This window comes from Rhodococcus sp. MS16, assembly GCF_013277795.1.
Lineage (GTDB): Bacteria > Actinomycetota > Actinomycetes > Mycobacteriales > Mycobacteriaceae > Rhodococcus_F > Rhodococcus_F globerula.
The window spans coordinates 15,744-39,008 of record NZ_VBTM01000003.1 but is presented as its reverse complement, the minus strand read 5'-3'; the positions used below and the strand labels follow the sequence as shown (position 1 = coordinate 39,008).

The following is a 23,265-nucleotide window of genomic DNA, read 5'->3' as shown; positions in this document are numbered from 1 at the left end:
TGTCTGAACACAGCTTGTCTGAACTACAGCGCCCGCAATCAGGTTTTCCTGGTTGCGGGCGTTGTTCGTCACTGTGACATGTCTGTCGCCGGGCGGCTCAGACGTCGACCCACGTATCGCCTGCGGTTTCGAGTTGGCCGGCGCCTGAGGTGATCGATGCCACCGTCGACGCAAGGTGTTCGGGGTCGTGAGTGGCAAGTGTCAGAACAGCTTTCGATCCGTAGTCGGTCCCAAGGACCACAACTCCGCGGGCGCGCAGTTCGGCCTCGACGCGTCCGGCCTCCCCATGCCGAATTGCCAAGGTGTGCAACGTTCGTCGCTCGCGGCCGACCAGCGTGGCAGAATCCACCGCAACCGACACTGCGCCGGAATATGCGCGTACCAAACCGCCTGCGCCCAGTTTGATGCCTCCGAAATATCGTGTCACGACCACGATTACGTCCACGAGGTCACGCGCCTTGAGTACCTGCAACATCGGAATCCCGGCTGTGCCGCCGGGCTCACCGTCGTCGTCGGCGCGTTCGGACCGCGACGATGCGTCGTAGCCCACCACGAATGCCGAACAATGATGGCGCGCATCCGGATACAGTGATTTCTGTTCGGCCAGGAACTGTTTTGCGCCCTCGGTGTCGTCGATTCTGCGGAGGGAGGCGATGAACCGCGAGTGCTTCACTTCCGTCTCGACAGTGTGATCCGCGCCGGGAGCAAGAGTGAAGGGCATCTGCCCATTGTCTCCTGTCGGTGTTGGCGTGAGAAGACAAGGCACATAGGCTGGAATCGACAACCGTCCGTCCACGAGGGGAAGCCATGACGTTCACACCGCAAGGGTCAAATTTCGGAGGATCCTCGTACGGATCGCCGACGCCCCCGAACGCAGGCGGTGGGGCCAAGATCGGTTTCTTCTTGACCATCGCGGTAGCCGCGTTGGGAATCGTCAACTTTCTGCTCGGGTTCGCTCCCTTCACCTCGATCACGAGTTCCGGTGTCGGTTCCGACGTGAGCACCACGTCCAGCTTCTTCGAAACCAGTGTCTACGGACTCGGATTCCTTTTTGCCGGCGGTGTTCTGGCTGCGGTGTCACTGCTGCCGCAGCAACGCTACGCAGGGATATTTGCCGCGTTGTCCCTGGTCGGATATGTCTCGTTGGTGTTCACCGCGTTCAGCCTCGGTTCGACGGATTACCTCGACATCGGCTTCGGGTGGGGATTGATCGTCGTCCTCGTCCTCGGTTTTGTGCAGACCGTCGTCGCAGTGGCCGCGTTCCTCTTCGACATCGGAATCCTCAAGGCCCCCGCGCCCAGGCCGGTAGCTCCCCAGGCCTTCGGTCAGGGCTACCAGCAGTACGGCCAGCCGCAGCAGATGTACCAGCAAGGCCAGCCGGGGCAGCCGCAGCAGGGCCAGGCGCAGCAGTACGGGGCCCAGAACCAGCCCTACGGACAGCAGTACGGTCAAACGCCGCAGCCCGGTTCGCAGCAGCAGGGATACGCGAGCGGCTACGGCGCGACACCCGCAGAAACTACCGACACGTCGGGCCAACAATCCCAGCAGTACGGCGGGTACGCGCAGCCGACGCCCCAGTACCCCTCCGGGCAGCAGCCTCCGGCCGGGTACCCGTCTACCCAGCCCGCCCCTGCCCAGCACCAAGCGGGGCCGTACCAGCCCACCCCAGCCCAGCCCACCGGCTTCGAAGCTCCCGCAGCCCCCGAAACCGGCGAGAACACAGACCCCGCGGCCGAGACTCGAGCTTTCGATTCTCGGAACCCCGACGAGCGTCAGCAGTAAGGGGTTTTCGGATTCGTCCCGGGCGGCGCGCCTGAGTGCGCGCCGCGATGTCGGGTGAAATCCTCGAGGGGATGAATTCTTTGACTGATCGAACACGACCACGCCCTTCCTCCGGTCAGCAAACACGAGGCCGCACGTCGCTGCGCACACCCACGCCGGAAGCAGACCAGACCAGAACACTGCTCACCGTGGCCTTCCGGTCATCGGGAATGGCGATCCTGCTGATCTCGGCCGTCGTAGTCGTGACGCTGGTATCGGCGAGTAGTGATCTGACCGGAACATTCGGCGCCATCGCAACGACGTGGCTGGCTATTCATCAAGTTCCCGTTGTCATCGACGACGTTCAACTCGGTGTGCTGCCGTTGCTCCCGACCGCACTCATGATGTGGGTGGTGGCGCGGCGATGTGCGTCGGCGGCAACACTCGCCGAGACGCGGATAGCAGTAGCGCGACTGGTGGGCGCAGCCGTGGCGGGGCCTCTCACCGTGACCGCGATCTGCCTGGTCGTTGTTGCCGACGCGTCCGCTGCAATCCCGCTGTCGAGTCCCAATGCGTTGAGCGCGTTCGGTTGGGTCGCCGGAATTCACCTGGTAGCCGCGACGGTCGGCGTTGTTGTCGCGCACTGGCAGATCATCGAACCTGAGCTTCCGCGGTGGGCATCCGCCGCCGTTCGCCCCGGTGCCTGGACGACTACAGCGCTGCTGGCAGCGGGATCTATTGCCGTTCTGTGTGCGCTGCTCATCTCCTGGTCCACCGTCGGGGATCTTCTTGCCCGCGGCGGCGGTTTTGTCGGCGTGCTGGGTCTGACCGTGCTGTCGCTGCTGTACCTGCCCAACCTTGTTGTCGGTGCGGTCGCCGTCATGACGGGCGCAAGCGCCGATATCGGTGAGGTGTCCACCAGTGTGTTCGGCAACATAGGCGGCGACCTTCCACCGCTTCCGGTTCTCGGAGCCGTCCCGGCCGGCACGGGCGGAGGGTTCTGGCCCGTACTCCTCGTTGTTCCGGTCGTGATCGGGATTTATCTGGGACGAGACTGCGCACGCCGCGTCGGCGGGCAGGACGGAATCCTCACCGCCGTTGCCGCCGCGTTCATGAGCGGAACAGTGATCGCGCTCCTCGCCCTCGCCAGCGGAGGGGAGCTGGGGTATTTCGGTGCCGTCGAGGTGACCTGGTGGGCCGTCGGGTTCCTGACCTTCGGCTGGTTGGCGCTGTTCGGCTCGATCAGTGCACTGATCACGACGTGGTTGCAGCATCGGGCGGTTCCTGCACCGCAGCCCACGGTGACGGCACCGCCGGCCCAGCAGGCTGAAACAGCTGAGTCCGAAGGCGACGACACGGACTCGGACACGGACTCGGACTCGACGGATGAGTCGGTGGACGAAACTGGTTCGGCGCAAGAGTCGGAGACCGAGGAGACCGAGGACACCGACGAGACCGATGAGCCTGCGGAGTCTGCGGAGACCGAGGCGCCGGAACTCACGGCTGAAGAAAGCAAGGCTGCAGAGGTCGAGGTCGACGCTGTAACCGTCGTCGAGGATTCTGCCGAAGAGTCTGCGACCGACCTGCCCTCACCGGTGAAAGACCCCAGCGACTAAGCTGTCGTCTGGCCGATTATCCGGCCACACCATCTTCTAGATCTCAGGAGTAGAGCGCTGACTGCCTCGGCCCACGACCTGCAGCAGACGACGCCTACTCGCGTCGTGGTTCTCGCGTCCGGAGCGGGAACCCTCCTGAAGTCGCTCATCGAAGCGTCGTACACCGAAAACTACCCCGCGCAGATCGTTGCCGTCGGTGTCGATCGTGACTGCGCTGCCACCGAACATGCCGGAGCCGCGGAGATTCCCGCGTTCAAGGTATCGATCAAGGATTTTGCCGACCGCGCCGCCTGGGACATGGCACTGACCTCCGCTGTTGCGCAGCACCAGCCGGATCTGGTGGTGAGCGCCGGCTTCATGAAGATCCTCGGACCCAGTTTCCTGGCGAAATTCGGTGGACGGATCATCAACACCCACCCCGCGTTGCTGCCCGCCTTCCCCGGCGCGCACGCGGTTCCCGACGCGATGGCGTACGGCGTCAAGGTCACCGGATCGACGGTGCATCTGGTCGACGACGGCGTTGACACCGGGCCGATTCTGGCCCAAGAACCTGTGGCAGTGCTTCCGGGCGACACCGAGTCGTCTTTGCACGAGCGCATCAAAGTTGTAGAGCGGCGGTTGTTGGCGGACGTTATCGCCGCTGTCGCTACACACGGAGTAGTTTCCGATGGACGAAAGGCCGTGATCCCCAGTGAGTGAACGCAAGGCTGTGCGCCGCGCTCTTGTCAGTGTTTACGACAAGAGCGGTCTGATCGAGCTGGCAACGGGTCTGCACGAGGCCGGTGTCGAGTTGGTGTCGACCGGCTCGACCGCGTCGAAGATCGCCGACGCCGGCATCCCCGTGACCCCGGTGGAGGCTCTGACCGGATTCCCCGAATGCCTCGAAGGTCGAGTGAAGACGCTGCATCCGCGCGTCCACGCCGGCGTTCTGGCCGACACCCGCAAGCCGGATCACCTCGCTCAGCTCGAGGAACTCGGCATCGCGACTTTCGAACTCGTTGTGGTCAACCTGTACCCGTTCACGGCGACAGTTGCTTCCGGCGCGACGCCGGACGAGTGCGTCGAGCAGATCGACATCGGCGGTCCGTCGATGGTGCGCGCGGCTGCGAAGAACCACCCGTCGGTTGCTGTTGTGGTCGATCCGGCCCGTTACGCCGACGTTCTGACGGCCGTTGCCGGCGGCGGATTCACGCTGCGTGAGCGCACTGTCCTTGCCGCGCAGGCGTTTCAGCACACCGCGTCGTACGACGTGGCAGTCGCGAGCTGGATGACCAGCACCATTGCTGCAGACGAAGACGGCTCGCAGTTCCCGGCCTGGGTCGGTGCCACCTGGAACCGCAGCGCCGTTCTGCGTTATGGCGAGAACCCGCATCAGGATGCCGCTCTGTACGAAAACCCAGCCGCTCCGGCAGGTTTGGCTCAGGCCGAGCAGGTGCACGGCAAGGAAATGTCGTACAACAACTACACGGACTCCGACGCAGCCTGGCGTGCAGCCTACGACTTCGCCGATCCGGCAGTCGCAATCATCAAGCACGCCAACCCTTGTGGCATTGCGGTCGGCGCCGATATCGCCGAGGCCCACCGCAAGGCGCATGCGTGCGACCCGGTCAGTGCTTTTGGTGGCGTCATCGCAGCCAACCGTGAGGTCACCGTCGAACTGGCCGAGCAGATCGCCGACATCTTCACCGAGGTTGTCATCGCGCCGTCCTATGCAGACGGAGCAGTCGAGGTTCTGCAGCGTAAGAAGAACATTCGTGTTCTCAAAGCTGCCGCACCGACCGCTACCGGCATCGAGCTTCGCCCCATCTCCGGTGGCACCTTGCTGCAGCAGCGTGACGTCCTCGACGCCGATGGTGACAACCCGGCCAACTGGACTCTTGCCAACGGCGAAGCGGCAGATGCGGAAACGCTCAAGGATCTGGAATTCGCTTGGCGTGCAAGCCGCTCCGTGAAGTCCAACGCAATCCTGCTGGCTAAGGGCGGCGCCTCGGTTGGCGTCGGCATGGGCCAGGTCAACCGTGTGGATGCTGCGCATCTTGCGGTCCAGCGCGCCGGCGATCGTGTTGTCGGTTCGGTGGCCGCGTCCGACGCGTTCTTCCCGTTCCCCGACGGACTCCAGGTTCTCTTGACCGCAGGCGTCAAGGCTGTTGTTCAGCCCGGCGGTTCCGTTCGTGACAACGAGGTGATCGAGGCTGCCAAGGAAGCCGGCGTCACTCTCTACCTGACAGGTGCGCGCCACTTCGCGCACTGATCAACTTCGTGTGAAGCGGGCCTCGACGTGAATGTCGGGGCCCGTTTTCTTTTGTCTCTCGTGCGTTCAAGGTTTGCGTATCGGGTCAGGCAGCGTGGGTGTGTGTTCCCTGGAGTTCACGCGGAGTTCCGGTGATCACGACGCGGGAAGCGCCGCGGGCGCGGATTTCGCTGATCAAACCGCCAAGAGTCGCTTCGTGGGCCGCGTCGGAGTGCGACAGGTCCAGTGTGACGGCGTAACCGCTCAGGTCGGAGGGCAGATCGGCATACGGGGGCGCGGTGGACAGTTGGTTGACTCGAAGTTTCATGTTGTTCTCCTGCATGTGAAAGGTAAAAGAAAAGGCACCCGAGGCTTTTGCCCTGGGTGCCCGAAAACGGATCCGATCAATCGGTGGATCATTCTCGGGGGACACCGCGCTTATGGCTGATGTGCTTGTGATTCATCGCCTTACCGGCCATACGATCTGCCGATGTGCCGGCGGAAAAAATCTGTACGGGGGCGGTGCAACTGCGCCACGAAAGCGCGGATGCAAAGTTCGGGTGAAGCGTCATCTGATCCGTGCCTTTCTCGTTCGGCGTAGCTGGTTAATGGATGACCGTACAGGACGCTGCCAGGGATTGCACCAATAAAAACCAACACAAACGTAAACTCCGTGTGACTTTTGTCCCGGCGTTCTGCGTCGCGCAGCTGCTCTTTGTGCAGGTCCAGTACCAAAAATGGAAGTCCCCTCGCGATGATTCGCAAGGGGACTTCCATATCGAAAAACAAGGCCGTCCGGTCTGTATGCAGCCCGGGGCGGCGGCTCAGCGGAGTGAGCGAACCCAGGCAGCAAACGGCTCGGCAAACTCGCTCGAGTACGGCAGGGGCGCGACGTAATCGGGGCCCGTCGAGTGCTCGTCACCGAGATCCTTGAGTACGAAACTCGCGTTCTTCATCCGTACCGAGGTGAGCGCGGTATGAGCGAGAGCCTCGTCGAGTGCCGCGACCTCGGCCGGAACGATCTGGATGTCCTTGGCCGAGCAACTGGTGAGGACCGGCATGCCGGCTGGAAGCGACGCCACCAGTGCAACCGGGTCCAGTGCATCTTCCTCGGCGAGAGCCTTGGCATTTGCGTACACCAGTCCGGCATTGCGGAGAGGTTCGGGAAGATCGTCGGGAACCGTGCCGTCACTGCGCAACGATTCGACTGCGCCGGCGAGCGCCACTCGAAGCTCGTCAGCCAATTCGACCGGCAACTGCCCGGCCCCGACAACCGCGTCGAGTTGCCCGTGAATCTGGTTGGTCAGAAGGTCGAGGAGCCTGATGCTCAGCGGTTCGACCAGAGCGAGTGCATGGACGCGGGAACCGCCGTGACCGGTGGCCACGGCAAGAGCCACCACCGCGCCGTCGCTGTGACCGATGATGATCAGTCGCTCGGCGTCGACGCCGGGTTGCGCTGTCAGGAAGTCGAGACCGGAAGAGGCCGCGTCGACGTACGTGTTGAAACCGAGATCCGCTATGTCGTCGACCTCGTACGTTCCCAATCCGGTTTCACCGCTGCCGATCTTGTCGTACCGCAGACTCGAAATACCCTGTTCTTCAAGGAGATCCGCGATGAACCGAAGCGTACCGATGTCGCCTTCGAGGAGTGCGCTGTCGCCGTTGCGATCGGTGGGACCGCTACCCGCCAGGATGAGCGCGGCAGGTGCTTGTACGTCTGAAGTCGTGGCGAGGCGCAGGCTCCCGAAGAGGGTGACGTCGCCGGATTGAAACGTGATCTCGGTGTCGGACATGACGACCTGTCTACCAGGTTCGGATGTTCAGGCGGTACGCGCACCGCGGAGGCGGCGCAGGCCCCGCCAACTGAACCACAAGAGGGCGGCAAGCAGCGGAATGATCAGGAGCGGAAGGATCATCGCAATCAACGACGTGAAGAACGTCAGCACGTCCTCGACGACCGAGAGCACAGGGTTGGCGAGCCCACCGGTGGTTGCCGTACTGACCGCTCGCGCGCCGGTCTGCGCGGAGCTGAAGGTCAGTGCCGTTGGTGCCCCGACGATGATGGCGGCTATCCCCGCCACCGCAGGATCAAGATGACTGAACGCGGCCCAGGCCGCGATCACCCCGGCGATGGGACCGGTGACATTGCCGACCACGGATAGCGCGTTGTCGACAAAGGGAATGAGGTCGGCACCCAATTCGACGACCGCGGCGATCGCCAGCGCCACCAGAGCGCCGGTCGATCCGATCCACTGCATCGACTCACCGACGGTGATCCCGAACAGCTCGAAATGGACGGCAGCGCTCAGCATCAGCAGCGGCAGGAACGTTCGCATCCCCGAAGCTGCGGCAAGGCCGAGGCCGAGCATGGCGGGTAAGACCCAGGTATCCATGGGTGGAGTTTAGGTCTGGATTTCATCGCGTACGGGTATAAAGGCACACACCAAACCATCGGAAAGGAACTTTCATGCCGACCATGTTCTTCCTCAACCTGCCCGTCAAGGACCTGGGCAAGGCCACAGCCTTCTACGAGGGGCTCGGGTACGCCAAGAACCCACAGTTTTCCGACGACAACGCGTCGTCGATCGTCATCAGCGACGAAATTGTCGTGATGTTGCTGGCAGAGCCATTTTTCAAGACCTTCACGTCGAAGGAAATTGCCGACACGTCTACGTCGACGGAAGCGCTGTTGGGTCTGTCGGCGGAGACTCGCGAGGCAGTGGACACCATCGTCGACAAGGCTTTGGCAACAGGTGGCAGCGCTGGAAATGCCACTCAGGACCACGGATTCATGTACTCCCGCAGCTTCCAGGATCCCGACGGCCACATCTGGGAAATCATCTGGATGGACCAGTCTCAGGTGCAGGGCTGACCTCGAATCTTTTTCGGCGCGCGGCGCAATCGCGCAAATGCTCGTAACTTGGTGTGGTGACTGTCGCCAAGACCCTCGGTGAGCTACGCGCCACCGGACACGTGCAACGAAGTGTCAAAGAAGAAATTCGGGAGAACCTTCTCGCCGCGTTGCGGGACGGCCGCGATCCTTGGCCCGGCATAGTCGGGTTCGAGGACACTGTCGCTCCGCAACTCGAGCGGGCCCTGATCGCCGGCCACGACGTCGTCCTACTCGGCGAACGTGGGCAGGGCAAGACAAGAGTGCTTCGAACGCTCAGCTTGCTGCTCGACGAATGGACGCCCGTCATCGAAGGGTCGGAGCTGGGGGAGCATCCCTACGAGCCGATCACGCCGGCTTCGATTCGTCGAGCCGAGGAACTGGGCGACGACCTGCCGGTGGTGTGGCGTCACCGCAGCGAGCGGTACTCCGAGAAACTTGCGACCCCTGATACCTCGGTCGCGGACCTGATCGGTGACGTCGATCCGGTCAAGGTCGCGGAGGGGCGCAGCCTCGGTGACCCAGAGACCATTCACTTCGGCCTCGTTCCCCGAGCGCACCGCGGAATTGTGGCGATCAACGAACTTCCGGACCTCGCCGAGCGTATCCAGGTGTCGCTTCTCAACGTGATGGAAGAGCGCGACATCCAGGTTCGTGGATACACGTTGCGGCTCCCGCTCGACGTACTGTTGGTGGCGAGCGCCAACCCCGAGGACTACACCAACCGCGGGCGCATCATCACCCCGCTCAAAGACCGTTTCGGTGCTGAGATTCGTACCCACTATCCGGTCGAGTTGATGGACGAAATCGCTGTGATCGAGCAGGAAGCGCATCTCGCAGCGGAGGTTCCCGACTACCTGCTCGAGATCCTTGCCCGCTTCACTCGACTGCTCCGTGAATCCACGTCCGTCGACCAGCGTTCGGGTGTGTCGGCACGGTTTGCCGTGGCCGGCGCCGAGACCGTCAGTGCCGCAGCGGTACGACGTGCCGCGGTCCTCGGTGAGGCGGATGCTGTTGCGAGACCGGTAGATCTGGAATCGGTCGTGGAAGTTCTGCGCGGCAAGGTGGAGTTCGAATCCGGCGAAGAGGGCCGCGAACTGGAAGTGCTCGAGCACCTGTTGCGTCGAGCGACGGCAGACACCGTTCGGGTGCGCCTCGGTGGAATCGACCTGGGAATGTTGGTTGCCGCCGTGGAGATGGGCAATACCGTCGTCACGGGTGAATCCGTCACGGCCAAGGCGCTTCTCGAAGAACTGCCCGAGATCGAGGTTCTGGACGAGATCGCCGAACGTCTTGGTGCCCAATCCGACGGTGAGCGTGCCGCTGGTGCCGAGTTGGCGCTCGAAGGGCTCTACCTCGCGCGCCGGATCTCCAAAGATCAAGGCCCGGGCGGCCGCTCGGTGTACTCGTAAGGAGCGGGCGATGATTCACAATCCGCGCTATGGGCCATACGACGGCGGCCCCGATCCGCTGGCACCGCCGGTGGACCTGCGCGATGCGTTGGCGGCGATCGGTGATGACGTGCTGTCCGGGACGTCGCCTCGCCACGCGCTGCGCGAGCTTCTGCGGCGCGGCAACCGGGACATGCGTGGGCTCGACGACCTTGCCGCCCAGGCCAATCGGCGTCGACGTGAACTGCTGCGCCGCAACAACCTCGGCGGAACTCTCGACGAGGCCCGGAAATTGCTGGACAAGGCGGTGCTCGAGGAGCGCAAGGAGTTGGCGCGCGCTCTCGACGACGATGCCAGGTTCAACGAAATGCGCATCGAGGAGTTGCCGCCGTCGACGGCTCAGGCAGTTCAGGAACTGGCCGATTACAACTGGCGCAGCGAGCAGGCGAGAGCCGACTACGAGAAGATTCGTGATCTTCTCGGACGCGAGGTTCTCGATCAGCGTTTTTCGGGAATGAAGCAGGCACTCGAGGGCGCTACCAACGAGGATCGTGAGCAGATTCGCCAGATGCTGGCCGATCTGAATCAACTGCTCGACGCTCATGCACGTGGGGTTGACACTCCGGAGCAGTTCACGGAGTTCATGGACAAATACGGAGAGTATTTTCCCGACAACCCCCGCAATGTCGAGGAACTTCTCGACTCCCTCGCGCAACGCGCCGCTGCGGCGCAGCGCCTACGAAACTCGCTGTCTCAAGAGCAACGTGACGAGTTGGATGCTTTGGCGCAGCAGGCTTTCGGTGATCCGAGCCTGATCGACGAACTCGGCAAGTTGGATCAGCATCTGCAGGCCGCCCGGCCGGGGGAGGACTGGGAAGGTTCGCAGCAGTTCCGCGGGGACAACGGAATGGGCTTGGGTGAGGGGACTGGCGCACTGTCCGATATCGCCGAGCTGGAATCGTTGGCCGATCAACTCTCGCAACAGTATGCGGGCGCAGGGCTCGACGACATCGACCCCGAACTGCTCGCGAGGCAACTCGGTGGCGAAGCCGCAGCTGACGCTCGCACCCTGGCCGATCTCGAAAAGGCCTTGCAGGAACAGGGTTTCTTCGATCGGGCACCAGACGGCCAATGGCGCTTGTCGCCCAAGGCGATGCGCCAACTCGGACAGACGGCACTGCGCGACGTTGCCGGTCAGTTGTCATCCAGAAACGGACAACGAGATACGCGTCGGGCCGGGTCGATGGGCGAACCGACCGGAGCTTCCCGAGAATGGGAATTCGGGGACACAGAACCCTGGGACGTCACGAGAACGATCACCAACGCTGTGCTTCGTGACCCGGGCCGAATGCCGGTGCGGCTGAGCGTCGTCGACGTCGAAGTTGCCGAAACGGAGCAGCGTAGTCAGGCTGCCGTCGCATTGTTGGTGGACACGTCGTTCTCCATGGTGATGGAAGATCGGTGGGTACCGATGAAGCGCACCGCGCTGGCGCTCAATCATCTGGTGAGCACCCGTTTCCGCAGTGACGAACTACAACTCATCGCCTTCGGACGCCACGCGCATGTGTTGAACCCGTCGGAGTTGGCGGGACTGGACGGCGCGTGGGATCAGGGAACCAACCTCCACCATGCACTCTTGTTGGCGGCCAGGCACCTTCGACGCCATTCCAACGCGCAGCCGGTGGTGCTGATCGTCACCGACGGTGAGCCGACGGCTCATCTCGAAGCGGACGGAGAAGCACGGTTCGACTACCCGCCGAGTGCGCGAACCCTGGGACTTACGGTTCGCGCACTCGACGCGGTGGCCAGGCTGGGCGCCAAGGTCACGTTCTTCCGGCTCGGTGAGGATCCTGGTCTGGCCAGGGTGGTCGACCGAATGGCGCACCGGGTGGGCGGACGCGTCATAGCTCCTGATGTCGACGGCCTCGGCGCAGCCGTGGTCAGCGACTACATGCGGGGCCGTCACTAGTTTTGCTCGGCCGGCTGATGTTGGGTGATGCAATGGATGCCGCCGCCGCGTTCGAACAGAGGCCTCGCGTCGACGGTGACGACGGTGCGTCCTGGATAGGCGGCTGCAAGAATCTCGACCGCTTCCGCGTCGGCGGGATCGTCGAAGCTGCAGGCGATCACTCCGCGGTTGACCACGAGGTGGTTGATGTAGCTGTAGTCGACGAATCCCTCGTCGTCGCGCAGGATCTCGGGAGCGGGAACACGGATGACCTTCCACGGCCGTCCGCCGACATCGGTCGAGCGTTCGAACAACTCGATGATGGTCTTGCTGACGGCGTAGTCGGGGTGCATGGGGTTGCGCTGGTCGTGGATCAGTACCACTCCGGGGGACGAGATGGCCGCGACGATGTCGACGTGTCCGCGGGTTCCGTAGGTCTCCTGATCGCGAGTCAAGCCGCGCGGCAGCCAGATCACGTGCTTGGCGCCGATGGTGCGGGCGAGTTCGGCCTCGATGTCTGCCTTTGTCAGATCGGGATTGCGCCCCGGATCGAGTTGGACGGTTTCGGTGACCAACACGGTGCCGAGGCCGTCGACCGCAATGCCGCCGCCCTCGTTGACGAGTGGTGAGTCGATCAACTGGGCGCCGGATTGTTCGACGACAAACGCTCCGATTTTCGAGTCCTTGTCCCACTGCGCCCAATCCTGTGCGCCCCAGCCGTTGAACACCCAGTCGACGCCGCCGAGACGGCCGTCGTCCGACAACACGAATGTGGGTCCGATGTCGCGCATCCAGGCGTCGTTGAGCGGCGCTTCGACGATATCGATCTTCTCGGACAGGTACTTTCGTGCTTCTTCGACCTCCGCCGGGTCGACGACGACGGTGACCGGCTCGAATTCTGCGATGGCGTGAGCAACTGCAGCCCACGTCGACCGCGCTTCGTGCTGCTGCTCCGCAGTGTCCCCAAGGGAGTATCCGGCGCTGGGGTAGGCCATCCAGGTACGTTCGTGCGGTTCACTTTCCGCGGGCATACGCCAGGTCATCAGTTGGCTCCCGCGGTGTTCACCGGTGCGGTCAGGGCCGCGTAGGTGTCGGGTCGGCGAGTGGCCAGGAACGGGAACAGTGCAAGCCAGTCCTCGCGCTGCTGAAGATCGAGATCGGCTACCAGCACAGCGGATTCGTCACGGGGAGCCTGAACGAGGATGCGTCCGTACGGGTCCGAGATGAAGGACGAACCGTAGAAGGTGATGAGACCTTCGCTGCCGTGGCGGTTGGGGACAACCATGAAGGTGCCGTTCGCGATACCGTTTCCGACGATCACCTGCTGCCACAGCGGTTGGGTGTCGAAGTTCGGGTGATCGGGCTCCGAGCCGATCGCCGTGGGGTACACCAGGACCTGTGCACCGGCGAGTGAGTAAGCGCGCGCGACCTCGGGGAACCACTCGTCCCAGCACGTCGGGAGTCCGAACTTGGCGCCGAGTGCCTCGTGAACGGGGTACGCGTCCTGCGCCGGGCCTCCTCGGAAGTACGTGTCCTCGTAGTACCCGGCGGTCACCGGAATGTGGAGCTTGCGGGTTCTCCCGAGAAGTTCACCGGCGGGCGAGACGAGGATCGCGGTGTTGAAGCCCAGTCCGTCCTCGGCCTCGCTGCGCTCGTACAGCGACGCATGAACGAGTACTTGGTTCTCGGCGGCAGCCTTGGCTGCGAAGGCGAGCGTGGGTCCGGTGAGCAGGTCTTCCGCTTGGCGTCCGGGATTGTCGGCGGCGGGGGTGGAGGCCGGGTAGCGGCTGAGCGTCAGCTCCGGGAGGAAGACCACGCAAGCGCCCAGCTTCGCTGCGGCCGCGATGCCTTCGCTCAGTTCGGTATGGAGGTCGCTGCGGTCCTCGTGCCAGCGATGTTGGACGAGGCCGACGCGCAGTGGGGCAGACGTGGACTGCGCTGTCGCGGCCGGCGACTCGGGCGGAGTGAGGGCGGTGATCGTCAGCATGGGGTTTCCTCAGTACTCGGATGTTCGACGTTCAACGTAAAACGAATGTGATTCGTTAAGTATGGTGGGTGAGCGCTGATTGATCAAGGACTTTCGAGGAATTGTTTTTTGCGGCGCCCCGAACGGTGTGGATCACTACAGGAGGACATATGCCGCGGCCATCGCAACGACTGCTCTCGCCCGAAATCATCACCGAGGCGGCAATCGAATCGGTGGACGAAACCGGCGACTTCACCATGCCGGGACTCGCGGGAAGACTGAAGGTGCGACCGTCCTCGTTGTACAACCATGTGTCCGGGCGGGCCGAGATCGTCGAACTGATGAGAGCTCAATTGATGGCGGGCATCGACCTCCGATCGGTTGACGGTTCGTGGACCGACACCGTAGCGGCGTTGGCGTCCGAATATCGGCGCAGCTATGCCGAGCATCCTCGCTTGATCCCGCTCTTCACTGCCCAGACGGTGCAAGCCGGTGTTGCCTTCGGTCTGTACAACGCACTGGCGCAGGCATTTTCGGACGGTGGGTTCGATCCGTCGGCGACGCTCCACGCGATCACGACGGTAGACAGTTTTGTTCTCGGTTCCGCGCTCGATCTGGCAGCGCCGGAGGTCCAATGGGCCGCCGGGCCGGAAGTGAACGACGCGATGAAGGCGGCATTGGCAACGTCCGGGAAAAATCCCGAACGTGCCGATGCCGCCTTCGAATTCGGTTTGCGCGTGCTGATGGCTGGGTTGGTTGCCCAGTCTCCTAAGTCGAGCTGAGATCGCTTTCGTCGCGCAACGCGACCGTGTCGCGGTTGAGGGTCTTGCCCTCGAAGAACTCCGGGTTGCGCACGCGCATCACCATCATCAGTACGGCGCCGAGGATCAGGATTCCGAAGCCCAGGAAGAACACCAGGCCGATTCCGCCGATCGAAGCGCCACTCGCATTCTCGGGATCCATGCTCTCTTGGATCGAGATGACGAACACCGCGAGCAGCATCAGGCCACCCAGTAGCGGGAACGCCAGTCGGAAGACGAAGTTGCGCATGCTGTCGAACACCGTCCGGCGGAAGTACCAGACACACGCAAATGCCGTGATGCCGTAGTACCAGCAGATCATGATGCCCAGCGCAGCGATCGTGTCGAGGAGAGCGCTTTCGGAGAGGAACGTGACAACGGTGTAGAACACCGCCGTCACAACGCCGGCAACCACGGTCGCGTAGGACGGCACCAAGAACCGCGGGGATACCTCGGCAAGCTTCTTGGGGAAGGCTCCGTAGGCTCCCATCGCGAGCATGGTTCGTGCGGCCGGGAGGAACGTGGTCTGGAGGCTGGCGACCGAGGATACGAAGACGGCAAGGAAGAGGAGCATTCCGCCCCAGTCGCCCAGCACGGGGTCTGCCAATGCGCCGAAGACGTTCTCCGAATTCTCGGGATTTCCGAGTCCGAGGCCTTCCTCGCCGACACCGGCGTACATCATCGCGGCAACGGCAACCAGCAGATAGGTCAGGAGAATGGTTGCAACACACAGTAGTCCGGCGCGGCCCGGGGTCTTCTTGGGGTTCTTCGACTCCTCACCCAACGTCAGGCACGTGTCCCAGCCCCAGAAGGCGAAGATCGATCCGGTCAGTCCGATGACAAAAGCGCCGATGGCGAGTCCGCTGAACGGGTTGAACCAACTGAGGTCGAACGACAATCCGGCCGGGGCGTCTCCGGCACCGACGTGAACGAGCGCGACGACGGCAAAGACGACGAGCAGCACCATCTGGAAGCCGACGAGTGCGAACTGCACGCGCTCGCTCGTGGTGATTCCTCGACTCGCTATCCAGGTGGCCAGGGCGATGAACACCAGCGTCGTGCCGACATTGACGAGTTTGTTACCCGGTAGATCCGCGATCGACGGATTGTCGACCACCCGTGCGATGAACAGATAGAAGAAGTCGACGGCAATGGCGGCGAGATTCGAGAGCACGATGATGGTGGCGATCACCATGCCCCAACCGCACATCCAGCCGACGTACGGGCCGAATGCCTTGGTGGACCACGTGAATGACGCCCCGCAGTCTGGAGTATCGGAGTTCAGTTCGCGATATGCGTACGCGGTGAGGAACATCGGAATGAATCCGGCGATGAAGATGGCGGGCATCTTGAGGCCGACCGCGGCGACGATCAATCCGATACTGGCGGTCAGGGTGTAACCCGGTGCCACGGAAGAGATTCCGAGAACTGCGCCGGAGATCATCCCGATCTTGCCGGTGGCGAGACCTTTGGAACTCAGTTCGTTGCCTGCAGGTGGCTGCGAAGTTTCGTTGCTCGTCATGACAGTGCCTCCGGCTGGGTGAATTCGTGCTTGGGCACTACGACCATGGGAACGGGCAACACGCGCAGCATCTTGGCGGCGGTGGAGCCCAGAAAAAGTTTGCGCGGCTGCGCGAGGCGACTGGAACCGACCATCACGAGATCGCCGTCCTGCCAGTCCAGTTGACGCACTGCCGATTCCACAGTGGAACCGTCGGCGATGATGACCTCGATCGGAACATCCTCGGGGAGCGCAGCCCTTGCGACGTCGAGTGTGTCCTGAGCGTGACTTCGCGCGCGCTCTCTCGCCGACTCAGCAGTGTCGCGGTGATCGCGGAGATCGTTCTGCGGGTCCAACGCCACCAGTGAGACCAGGCGCAGCGGAACGTGCATTTGTTCGCTGGTGCGCACAGCCGTGTTCAAGACGATATCGGCGCCGACACGGGTACCGAGTGCACACGTGATCTCGCGGATCGCCGACGCCGACGAGTGTCGGGTTCCGCGCGGTGCCAGTGCAACCGGGACGTGGGCCGAGTGCAACAGTTCGGTGGACACCGAACCTATCGAGTGGCGGCCGAGCAGACCGTCACCGGACGCACCCACCACAATCGCCAGCGCGCCCAGTCGGTCCACTTCGTCGAGTAGTCCCTGAGCAAACGACTCGTGGAAGCTCAGATGTACTTCGACCGGGATGTCCTCGGGCACCGACGCTCGAGCCTCGGCAAGCCACTCATGCGCGCGGGCGGCGAGTATGTCGTCGTAGCCGGGTTCCGAGGGAATCTTGGCCGGGAGGGTTCGGTCCGGAGGGAGCACCATGCAGATGTCGAGTTGCGCGCCGAGACTGCGCGCGAGCTGCGTCCCGAGGACCAGCCCGTCTTTACCGCTGGGTGTGGCGAGGTATCCGACGATAAGGCGCATGGTGGCTCTTTTCCGGATTGGAGGAATCTGCTGTGCGCCTTTGTTAACCGCGGGCGGTGAACAAAGGCGCACAGCAGGAAGGGGCGGCGACTCAGTCGTGCGAACTCATGACGTGCTTGAGGCGGGTGTAATCCTCGACTCCGTAGGCGGAGAGATCCTTGCCGTAGCCGGAGTACTTGAAGCCGCCGTGCGGCATCTCGGCGACGAGCGGGATGTGGCAGTTGATCCACACCGCTCCGAAGTCGAGGGCTGCGGAGAGCCGTTGTGTGACACCGTGATCCTTGGTCCAGATGCTCGAGGCAAGGCCGAACCGAACGTCGTTGGCGAGGGCGATCGCCTCCTTTTCGTCGGAGAAGCTCTGGACCGTGAGGATGGGACCGAAGGTTTCTTCCTGCACGATGTCGTCGGACTGCGCGACACCGGTGATGATCGTCGGCTCGAAGAAGAATCCGGTTTCGCCTGAACGCTTTCCACCGGTCACGATCGTGGCCGACGCCGGCAGGTTCGCGATCTTGTCGCTCACGGTGTTGAAGTGGTTGATGTTGTTGAGCGGACCGTAGAACGCATCAGGGTCGGAAGGCGCGCCGGGGCGCAGCTTTTCGGCGTTACGCACCAGTGCGTCGACAAGCTGATCGTGAATGGATTCGTGGACGATCACGCGGGTGGCTGCGGTGCAGTCCTGGCCGCCGTTGAAGAACGCGGCCTCGGCGATGCCGGTTGCGGTCTTTTCGATGTCGACGTCGTCGAACACGATGGCCGGTGCCTTGCCGCCCAGTTCGAGGTGGGCGCGCTTGAGTTGCTGCGCTGCGGATACGGCGACCGCGATGCCTGCACGTACCGAACCGGTGATGGAGACAAGACCGAGGGCCGGATTCTCCACCAACGTCGCGCCGGTACCGCCGTTGCCGAGCACGACGTTGAACACGCCGTCCGGCAGGATTCCCTTGGACAGCTTGGCCAGTACCAGCGTGCTGCCCGGGGTGGTGTCGCTCGGCTTGAGGACGATCGTGTTGCCGGCAGCGAGTGCAGGGCCGATCTTCCACAGCGCCATCATGAACGGGTAGTTCCACGGCGTGACCTGACCGACGACGCCGATGGGCTCACGACGGACGTAGGAGGTGAAACCCTCCATGTATTCCCCGGCGGCCTTACCTTCGAGGAGGCGGGCAGCGCCGGCGAAGAAACGCATCTGATCGGCCCCGACCTTGACTTCCTCGTCGGCGATCATCTGGTGAGCCTGGCCGGTATTTGCGCTCTCGGCGGCGACGATTTCGTCGCTGTGCGCTTCGATCGCGTCGGCGAGCTTGAGAAGCGCGGCCTGACGGACACTCGGCGTTGTCTTGCCCCACGTCTCGAATGCGCGTTGTGCGGCTTCGACGGCGGCGTCCACATCGGCTTTGGTCGAGATCGGAGCACGCCCGACGATGCTTTCATCCACCGGGCTGATCAGGTCGAGCGTTTCCGTCGCGGACGAGGCGACAAATTCACCGTTGATGTAGTTCTCGAGTACGACGATCGACATCGGTACCGGTTCCTCTCGCGGTCGAAAGAGTTCGCAGCCCCAACGAACGGCACCACGAACCCGCACTGTGTGGGGCTGTGTCAGCAAGTGTGCGCTGCCTCACAGATTTCGACAGCTGCCAAAAAGTCGAAATCTTTTGGGATCGACGCGCCGAGTTGTACAGTCCAGCGCATGACGATCCCCGTGCGGTGGATGTTGGCGCAGGAAGACCTTGCTTTGGAACTCAAAGGCGGGGCAGAAGGCGTCGGTCGAGAAATCACGTTTGCGCACGCCACGGAACTGCTTGACCCGTTCCGTTGGCTGACCGGAGGTGAATTCATCCTCACGACCGGCATCAGATTGCCGTCGACTGCGCAGAAACGTGGGCGGTATCTCCGCATGCTCGACGCGGCCGGCGTGGCCGCGGTCGGATTCGGCACCGGGCTCTCGTACCCTGAGGTGCCGGCCGACCTGGTTACCGTCGCTGACGAAATCGGCCTGCCGTTGATCGAGGTGCCGTTGCCGACTCCCTTTGCCGCTGTGGTGAAACGAGTGATGAGCCGGTTGGCCGAACAGGAATACGAAGCGGTTCTGCGGGCATCGCGGGCACAGCCGAAGATGACGCGCGCCGTTATCGCCGGTGGAACCGCCTCGACGGTGCGTGAACTCGCCATCGCGACGTCGGCGACCGTCCTGTTGCTCGACGTGGCCGGTCGGGTGCTCGAGAGTTACCCCGAACTGCCGGCCGACGACGTGATCGAGGAACTGCGGGGGACTCTGGGCGGCGGCGCGTCCAGCAGCGTCACCCTCGCGAGTTCGGGGGCGTCCATCGCGGCGCAACGGATATCCGTCGGCCGAACACTTCACGGATACCTGGCGGTGATCAGCGCGTCGTCACTGAGCTACGTCGACCAGATCCTACTTGGTCACGCAAACTCGTTGCTGGCGTTGGACTTCGAGAAGCCGGCTAGGTTGCAGGCAACGCAGAATCAACTGAACTCGTACGCGCTTGGCCTGCTGTTGACCGAGGATCGCGATCCCGCGCCGGCGTGGCAGCAGATTCGGGCAGCGGCAGACGGGGACGGCATGATCCGTGGTCTCACGGTGCTGGCCGACACGCCCGACATTGCGACGCGCGTCGCGGGAGAAATTGCGTCGTTCCTGAACAAGGCCGGCCGGCAACTCTTCTCACGTATCCACGATGCCCGGGTCACGGTTGTTCTGCGTGGAACCGACGACGTCGACTTCGTTCGAGCGCTGCTGCGAGATGTGTCGACCGGTGACCGCCGTTCGTTGCGGGTGGGACTGAGTGGTAAACGTGAGGTTCTGGCACTAGCGGACACGGTCGAGCAATCACAGCTCTGCGCATCTGCGGCGGAAACCGGTGGGGAGCCTTTGGAATTCGCAGCTCTCACAGGGAGCGTGCTACTCGCGTTCAGTTCAACCCGAGAAGTGCTGAACACGTTGGCGGAAACGATGATCGCCCCGCTCGATCGCTACGACCGCGACAACGGCACCGAACTGCTGGCGTCGTTGCGCGCTTTCCTCGAAGCCAACGGGCATTGGGAAGCAGCGGCCATCGCCATGGGCGTTCATCGGCATACGCTGCGCAGCCGAATTGCCAAGGTGGAGACGCTGATCGACTGCAGTCTGGACGTGGCACGGGTGCGAGCGGAGTTGCTACTCGCGATCATTGCCCGGCAGTCGTGACCGCTGAAACGAGCGGTCACGACTGCGATCGGGTTATCCCTTGACTCGGGAGACGATGTCGGCCGCCGTCCGTTGTCCCATCCGCACAGCGCCGTCCACGTGCTGGTAGCCTTCGGCCGCAATGTCGGAGCAGGAGAAGTGAATCGGGCCGACCGGTGTCCGTGAATCGGCGCCGTACCGGTGCAGACCACCGAGATCGAAGCTCGCGGCGTACGCGCCTCGGGTCCATTCCTCCGAACCCCAGTCGGATTCGTAGTACACGATCGGCTCTTCTGCCCTCGGGCCGAGGAAGCGGGCGATCGACCCGAGAAGCGTGGCCTTACGCTCTTCGGCGGAAAGCTCGAACATCGCGTCCGCCTTCTCGTCGGAGACGAAGGCGACCAGGGTGCCACGAGTGTCCTCGTGGTTGGTGTTGTCGTACACCTCCTGAACGACCTCGGACGCGCCGAAACCGGTGCCGGACAAGCCGTCTTCACGCCAGAACGGCGTCTCGTACACGGCGTGCACCTTGATGACCAGACCAAGGGACTGGTGCTGGTGCATCTGGTGCTGACGGCGCGGCAGCGGGGGATCGTAGGAGATCCGAGAGTAGAGATTGGGCGGGACAGCCAGGATGACCTTTTTTGCCTCGACGCGAACGTCACCGTCCGCCAACACAACTGCACCGTCTTCGGTCCACTGCACGGTACGCACGGGAGCGTTGAGGAAGACATCGTCGCCCAGGGCGGCGGCCATGCGGATGGATACCTGCTGCATTCCGCCGACCACACGCTTGTCGAGAATGAAGTCCTCGTCCACCAGGTTCGAGAACGAACCGGCGGAGGCGGCCATGAGAACGGCCTGCAGCGCGGAGAACGCGTGGGCAGGCTTGGTGAGCATGCCACCTGCAATGAAAAGTCCGATGTTGTCGCGAGCTTCGGCGTCGTCGGACTGATTGATCAGCCACTGCTTGAACGAGACGGTGTCGAGGTCACGGGCAAGTGGATGAGCCCACGGCTCCTCCGCGCCGATCTGTGCGGCGAGATCGTCCATCTCGTCGATGAGGCGGTCCATCTCTTTTTTGGTGGTGTCGTTCGTGGGGAAGGAGTCGCCGGTGTAGCGGGTGCGTTCGCCTGCGGTGGAGATGTAGACGGATTCGCCCTCGCGGTATCGGTCGAACGTAGTGAGGCCGAGGTCGTCGAGAAGCTCGATCAGCGCGGTCTGGTCGGGGGAGACCCACTGGCCGCCGATTTCCAGGACCGCGCCGTCGACGGTGTCGGTCCAGGTGCGGCCGCCGACGCGGTCGCGTGCCTCGAGAACAGCGACGGACAAGCCGGCTTTGCGCAGCGCGGTTGCGGCTGCCAGGCCGGAGGGGCCGGCGCCGACGATTGCGACATCTCTCTGAAGAGTAGGCACTTGCGAGCTCCTTCGTGGTTGAGCACCGCTCGAGTCGAATAGAAGCCGACGCGTGAACAGTGAACGGGTGACTGCTCACAGTCTGCCGCGAAGAGACCCACGCCACACCTGACAAAACGGAGTGTTAACCCGCAGAAGTTGTGACGAAAAGGCGTGCGACTATCCGTTGACCACGACGCGATCGCCGAGCGGTCTACTCAAATGCACATCGAGGGATCCGAACACGGCCACAAGAACGCACATCCTGTCCGCAGCTTCGGGCAGAGAACCGGTGTGGAGCGTGATGACCACCGCGTCGTCCGTCTCGTCGAGAGTTGTATACGCGCCGTAACATTCCGGCGTTCCGGTCACGAAATGAACGGCAACGGTATTCTCGTCCACTTCCGACCACGACTCGAACATGGTCTCCCCGGCGCCGACGATGTCTGGCCGATCCTCGAACATCGTGCCGATATCGGTGTCGTCGACCTCCGTGGGGACAGGCGATTCTCGTGCCCAATCGGCGGGAACAGCACCCTGCGCTGCAAGCACTTTCGGGGTCCCGACGCCGGCATTGGTACTCGTGCCGATGGCACATCCCGCCAATGCCAGGGCGGCCAGAACGGCGAGGGTGATTACGCGCATGCATCCACCGTAACCCTGGTCATGCGAGTAGCGCCGTGACCAGCGCGATTGCCGGAATTGATGCCAAAGTGGTGACAAATGCGCTGTCTCGGGCCAACACCATTCCGCGACGGTAACGGCTCGCGTAGATGAAAACGTTCTGGGCAGTCGGCAAGGTGGACACGACGACGATCGCAAACAATTGATGACCGTCGATGCCGAGCAGGTAATGCGCCATCAGATAGGCGAGCACCGGTTGGACGACGATCTTGAGCGTCGAGGCCAGCGCCACGTCCCGGCGGGGACTCGAGCCTTTCTCGAGCACGCGCACGCCGTACAAGGACAGGCCGAAGGCAAGCAAGGCGCCGGGTACCGAGGTTGCCCCGATCAATTCGAACGGCTGCATCAGCGGTCTCGGTGGCACCCAGCCGATCAACGCGACGATCAAGCCCGCCGCACCTGCGAGCACGATCGGGTTCTTGAACGGAGCGGTGACAGTGTCGATCAGTGACAGTTTTTCGGCTTCGCCCCGCAATGCCGTGAGATCGAGGATCGTCAACGCGATGGGGGAGTACACGACAATCTGGAACAGCAGAAGTGGCGCCACGAACGTTGCGTCACCGAGGACGAACACTGCGATCGGGATACCGAGGTTCGCCGAGTTCACGTACGACGCGGACAGCGCGCCGATGGTCAGTTCGGGAAGCGGTCGACCAAGCCAGAGTTTTGCGATCACTACGTACAAGGCGCCGACGGCAAAGGCAGTGGCCGACGCGACCGCCAACGTAGGCGAGAAGATCACCGACAGATCGGACGACGCGAGGGTCGTGAACAGCAGCGCGGGGGTTGCGACGAAGAAGACGAGGCGGCCGAGAACAAATTGGCCTTGGCTGCCCAACGTGCCGAGGCGACCGAGGAGAAAGCCGACCGCGATGACAACAAAAATAACGGTGAAACCCGCAATAACTCCCGACACGCTGCGGGCACCTCTCAGCTGGACCGAATAACTTCAGGAATCTTAGTCCGGGCAACAAAA

General features: G+C 63.0%; 21 protein-coding genes. 9 read left to right on the top strand and 12 right to left on the bottom strand.

What is annotated here, in order from left to right:
- Positions 1–97: 97 nt before the first annotated feature.
- Positions 98–721: a YigZ family protein gene (locus FEZ60_RS05145; RefSeq protein WP_045069201.1), complete on the bottom strand. Its 624-nt coding sequence runs from the start codon at positions 719–721 to the stop codon at positions 98–100.
- A gap of 86 nt (positions 722–807) precedes the next feature.
- On the opposite strand from FEZ60_RS05145, the gene FEZ60_RS05140 reads away from it, so the two are divergent.
- The 4 genes from FEZ60_RS05140 (at position 808) to purH (ending at position 5,628) form a co-directional block, all read left to right on the top strand.
- Positions 808–1,782: a DUF5336 domain-containing protein gene (locus tag FEZ60_RS05140; protein ID WP_116102144.1), complete on the top strand. Its 975-nt coding sequence runs from the start codon at positions 808–810 to the stop codon at positions 1,780–1,782.
- 71 nt (positions 1,783–1,853) lie between these two features.
- A complete protein-coding gene (locus FEZ60_RS05135) occupies positions 1,854–3,377 on the top strand; it encodes a DUF6350 family protein (RefSeq protein ID WP_242484453.1) in 1,524 nt (507 codons plus the stop codon).
- A gap of 57 nt (positions 3,378–3,434) precedes the next feature.
- Positions 3,435–4,076, top strand: a complete 642-nt coding sequence (purN, locus tag FEZ60_RS05130; RefSeq protein WP_051730473.1) for a phosphoribosylglycinamide formyltransferase — start codon at positions 3,435–3,437, stop codon at positions 4,074–4,076.
- Positions 4,069–5,628, top strand: a complete 1,560-nt coding sequence (gene purH / locus FEZ60_RS05125; protein ID WP_033234212.1) for a bifunctional phosphoribosylaminoimidazolecarboxamide formyltransferase/IMP cyclohydrolase — start codon at positions 4,069–4,071, stop codon at positions 5,626–5,628. The genes purN and purH overlap by 8 nt, the downstream gene beginning before the upstream one ends.
- Positions 5,629–5,713: 85 nt before the next feature.
- On the opposite strand, the gene FEZ60_RS05120 is transcribed toward purH, so the two are convergent.
- The 3 genes from FEZ60_RS05120 to FEZ60_RS05110 form a co-directional block, all read right to left on the bottom strand.
- The gene (locus FEZ60_RS05120; protein WP_033234213.1) at positions 5,714–5,935 is read right to left on the bottom strand and encodes a hypothetical protein; all 222 of its coding nucleotides are present in this window, start codon (positions 5,933–5,935) and stop codon (positions 5,714–5,716) included.
- 496 nt (positions 5,936–6,431) lie between these two features.
- Entirely contained in the window at positions 6,432–7,400 is a 969-nt protein-coding gene (locus FEZ60_RS05115; protein WP_172935697.1) for an alpha/beta fold hydrolase, read from the bottom strand.
- A gap of 27 nt (positions 7,401–7,427) precedes the next feature.
- Positions 7,428–8,000: a DUF4126 domain-containing protein gene (locus FEZ60_RS05110; RefSeq protein WP_033234215.1), complete on the bottom strand. Its 573-nt coding sequence runs from the start codon at positions 7,998–8,000 to the stop codon at positions 7,428–7,430.
- 74 nt (positions 8,001–8,074) lie between these two features.
- Here FEZ60_RS05110 and FEZ60_RS05105 point away from each other — a divergent pair, with 74 nt between their 5' ends.
- The 3 genes from FEZ60_RS05105 to FEZ60_RS05095 are packed head-to-tail and all read left to right on the top strand — an operon-like array spanning position 8,075 to position 11,857.
- The gene (locus FEZ60_RS05105; RefSeq protein ID WP_033234216.1) at positions 8,075–8,479 is read left to right on the top strand and encodes a VOC family protein; all 405 of its coding nucleotides are present in this window, start codon (positions 8,075–8,077) and stop codon (positions 8,477–8,479) included.
- A 53-nt stretch (positions 8,480–8,532) separates the two neighbouring features.
- Complete coding sequence (locus tag FEZ60_RS05100) at positions 8,533–9,909, top strand: ATP-binding protein (protein WP_116102142.1); 1,377 nt, start codon at positions 8,533–8,535, stop codon at positions 9,907–9,909.
- Between the two features lie 10 nt (positions 9,910–9,919).
- On the top strand, positions 9,920–11,857 hold the full coding sequence (locus FEZ60_RS05095; RefSeq protein ID WP_172935696.1) for a VWA domain-containing protein: 1,938 nt from the start codon (positions 9,920–9,922) through the stop codon (positions 11,855–11,857).
- On the opposite strand, the gene FEZ60_RS05090 is transcribed toward FEZ60_RS05095, so the two are convergent.
- Together FEZ60_RS05090 and FEZ60_RS05085 are read right to left on the bottom strand one after the other, a co-directional pair.
- A complete protein-coding gene (locus FEZ60_RS05090) occupies positions 11,854–12,879 on the bottom strand; it encodes an agmatine deiminase family protein (protein WP_172935695.1) in 1,026 nt (341 codons plus the stop codon). The genes FEZ60_RS05095 and FEZ60_RS05090 overlap by 4 nt on opposite strands.
- Positions 12,879–13,823: a nitrilase-related carbon-nitrogen hydrolase gene (locus FEZ60_RS05085; protein WP_045069216.1), complete on the bottom strand. Its 945-nt coding sequence runs from the start codon at positions 13,821–13,823 to the stop codon at positions 12,879–12,881. Before FEZ60_RS05085 ends, FEZ60_RS05090 begins: the two co-directional genes overlap by 1 nt.
- A gap of 149 nt (positions 13,824–13,972) precedes the next feature.
- Between FEZ60_RS05085 and FEZ60_RS05080 the strand changes: the two genes are divergently transcribed.
- On the top strand, positions 13,973–14,584 hold the full coding sequence (locus FEZ60_RS05080) for a TetR/AcrR family transcriptional regulator C-terminal domain-containing protein (protein ID WP_033234220.1): 612 nt from the start codon (positions 13,973–13,975) through the stop codon (positions 14,582–14,584).
- Here the strand turns inward: FEZ60_RS05080 and FEZ60_RS05075 are convergent.
- The 3 genes from FEZ60_RS05075 to FEZ60_RS05065 all read right to left on the bottom strand — a co-directional run bounded on the left by FEZ60_RS05075 (position 14,571) and on the right by FEZ60_RS05065 (position 18,542).
- Positions 14,571–16,124 (bottom strand): APC family permease, encoded by a 1,554-nt coding sequence (locus FEZ60_RS05075; protein WP_033234221.1) that lies wholly within the window; start codon positions 16,122–16,124, stop codon positions 14,571–14,573. The genes FEZ60_RS05080 and FEZ60_RS05075 overlap by 14 nt on opposite strands.
- The gene (locus FEZ60_RS05070) at positions 16,121–17,020 is read right to left on the bottom strand and encodes a universal stress protein (protein WP_033234222.1); all 900 of its coding nucleotides are present in this window, start codon (positions 17,018–17,020) and stop codon (positions 16,121–16,123) included. The genes FEZ60_RS05075 and FEZ60_RS05070 overlap by 4 nt, the downstream gene beginning before the upstream one ends.
- Before the next feature lie 91 nt (positions 17,021–17,111).
- Positions 17,112–18,542 (bottom strand): gamma-aminobutyraldehyde dehydrogenase, encoded by a 1,431-nt coding sequence (locus FEZ60_RS05065; RefSeq protein ID WP_172935694.1) that lies wholly within the window; start codon positions 18,540–18,542, stop codon positions 17,112–17,114.
- Positions 18,543–18,713: 171 nt separating this feature from the next.
- Between FEZ60_RS05065 and FEZ60_RS05060 the strand changes: the two genes are divergently transcribed.
- The gene (locus tag FEZ60_RS05060) at positions 18,714–20,231 is read left to right on the top strand and encodes a PucR family transcriptional regulator (protein WP_116102137.1); all 1,518 of its coding nucleotides are present in this window, start codon (positions 18,714–18,716) and stop codon (positions 20,229–20,231) included.
- A gap of 33 nt (positions 20,232–20,264) precedes the next feature.
- On the opposite strand, the gene FEZ60_RS05055 is transcribed toward FEZ60_RS05060, so the two are convergent.
- The 3 genes from FEZ60_RS05055 to FEZ60_RS05045 form a co-directional block, all read right to left on the bottom strand.
- Positions 20,265–21,626, bottom strand: a complete 1,362-nt coding sequence (locus tag FEZ60_RS05055; protein WP_172935693.1) for an FAD-dependent oxidoreductase — start codon at positions 21,624–21,626, stop codon at positions 20,265–20,267.
- Between the two features lie 159 nt (positions 21,627–21,785).
- Complete coding sequence (locus tag FEZ60_RS05050) at positions 21,786–22,250, bottom strand: hypothetical protein (protein WP_033234225.1); 465 nt, start codon at positions 22,248–22,250, stop codon at positions 21,786–21,788.
- 19 nt (positions 22,251–22,269) lie between these two features.
- Complete coding sequence (locus tag FEZ60_RS05045; protein ID WP_045069227.1) at positions 22,270–23,205, bottom strand: AEC family transporter; 936 nt, start codon at positions 23,203–23,205, stop codon at positions 22,270–22,272.
- Positions 23,206–23,265: the final 60 nt, after the last annotated feature.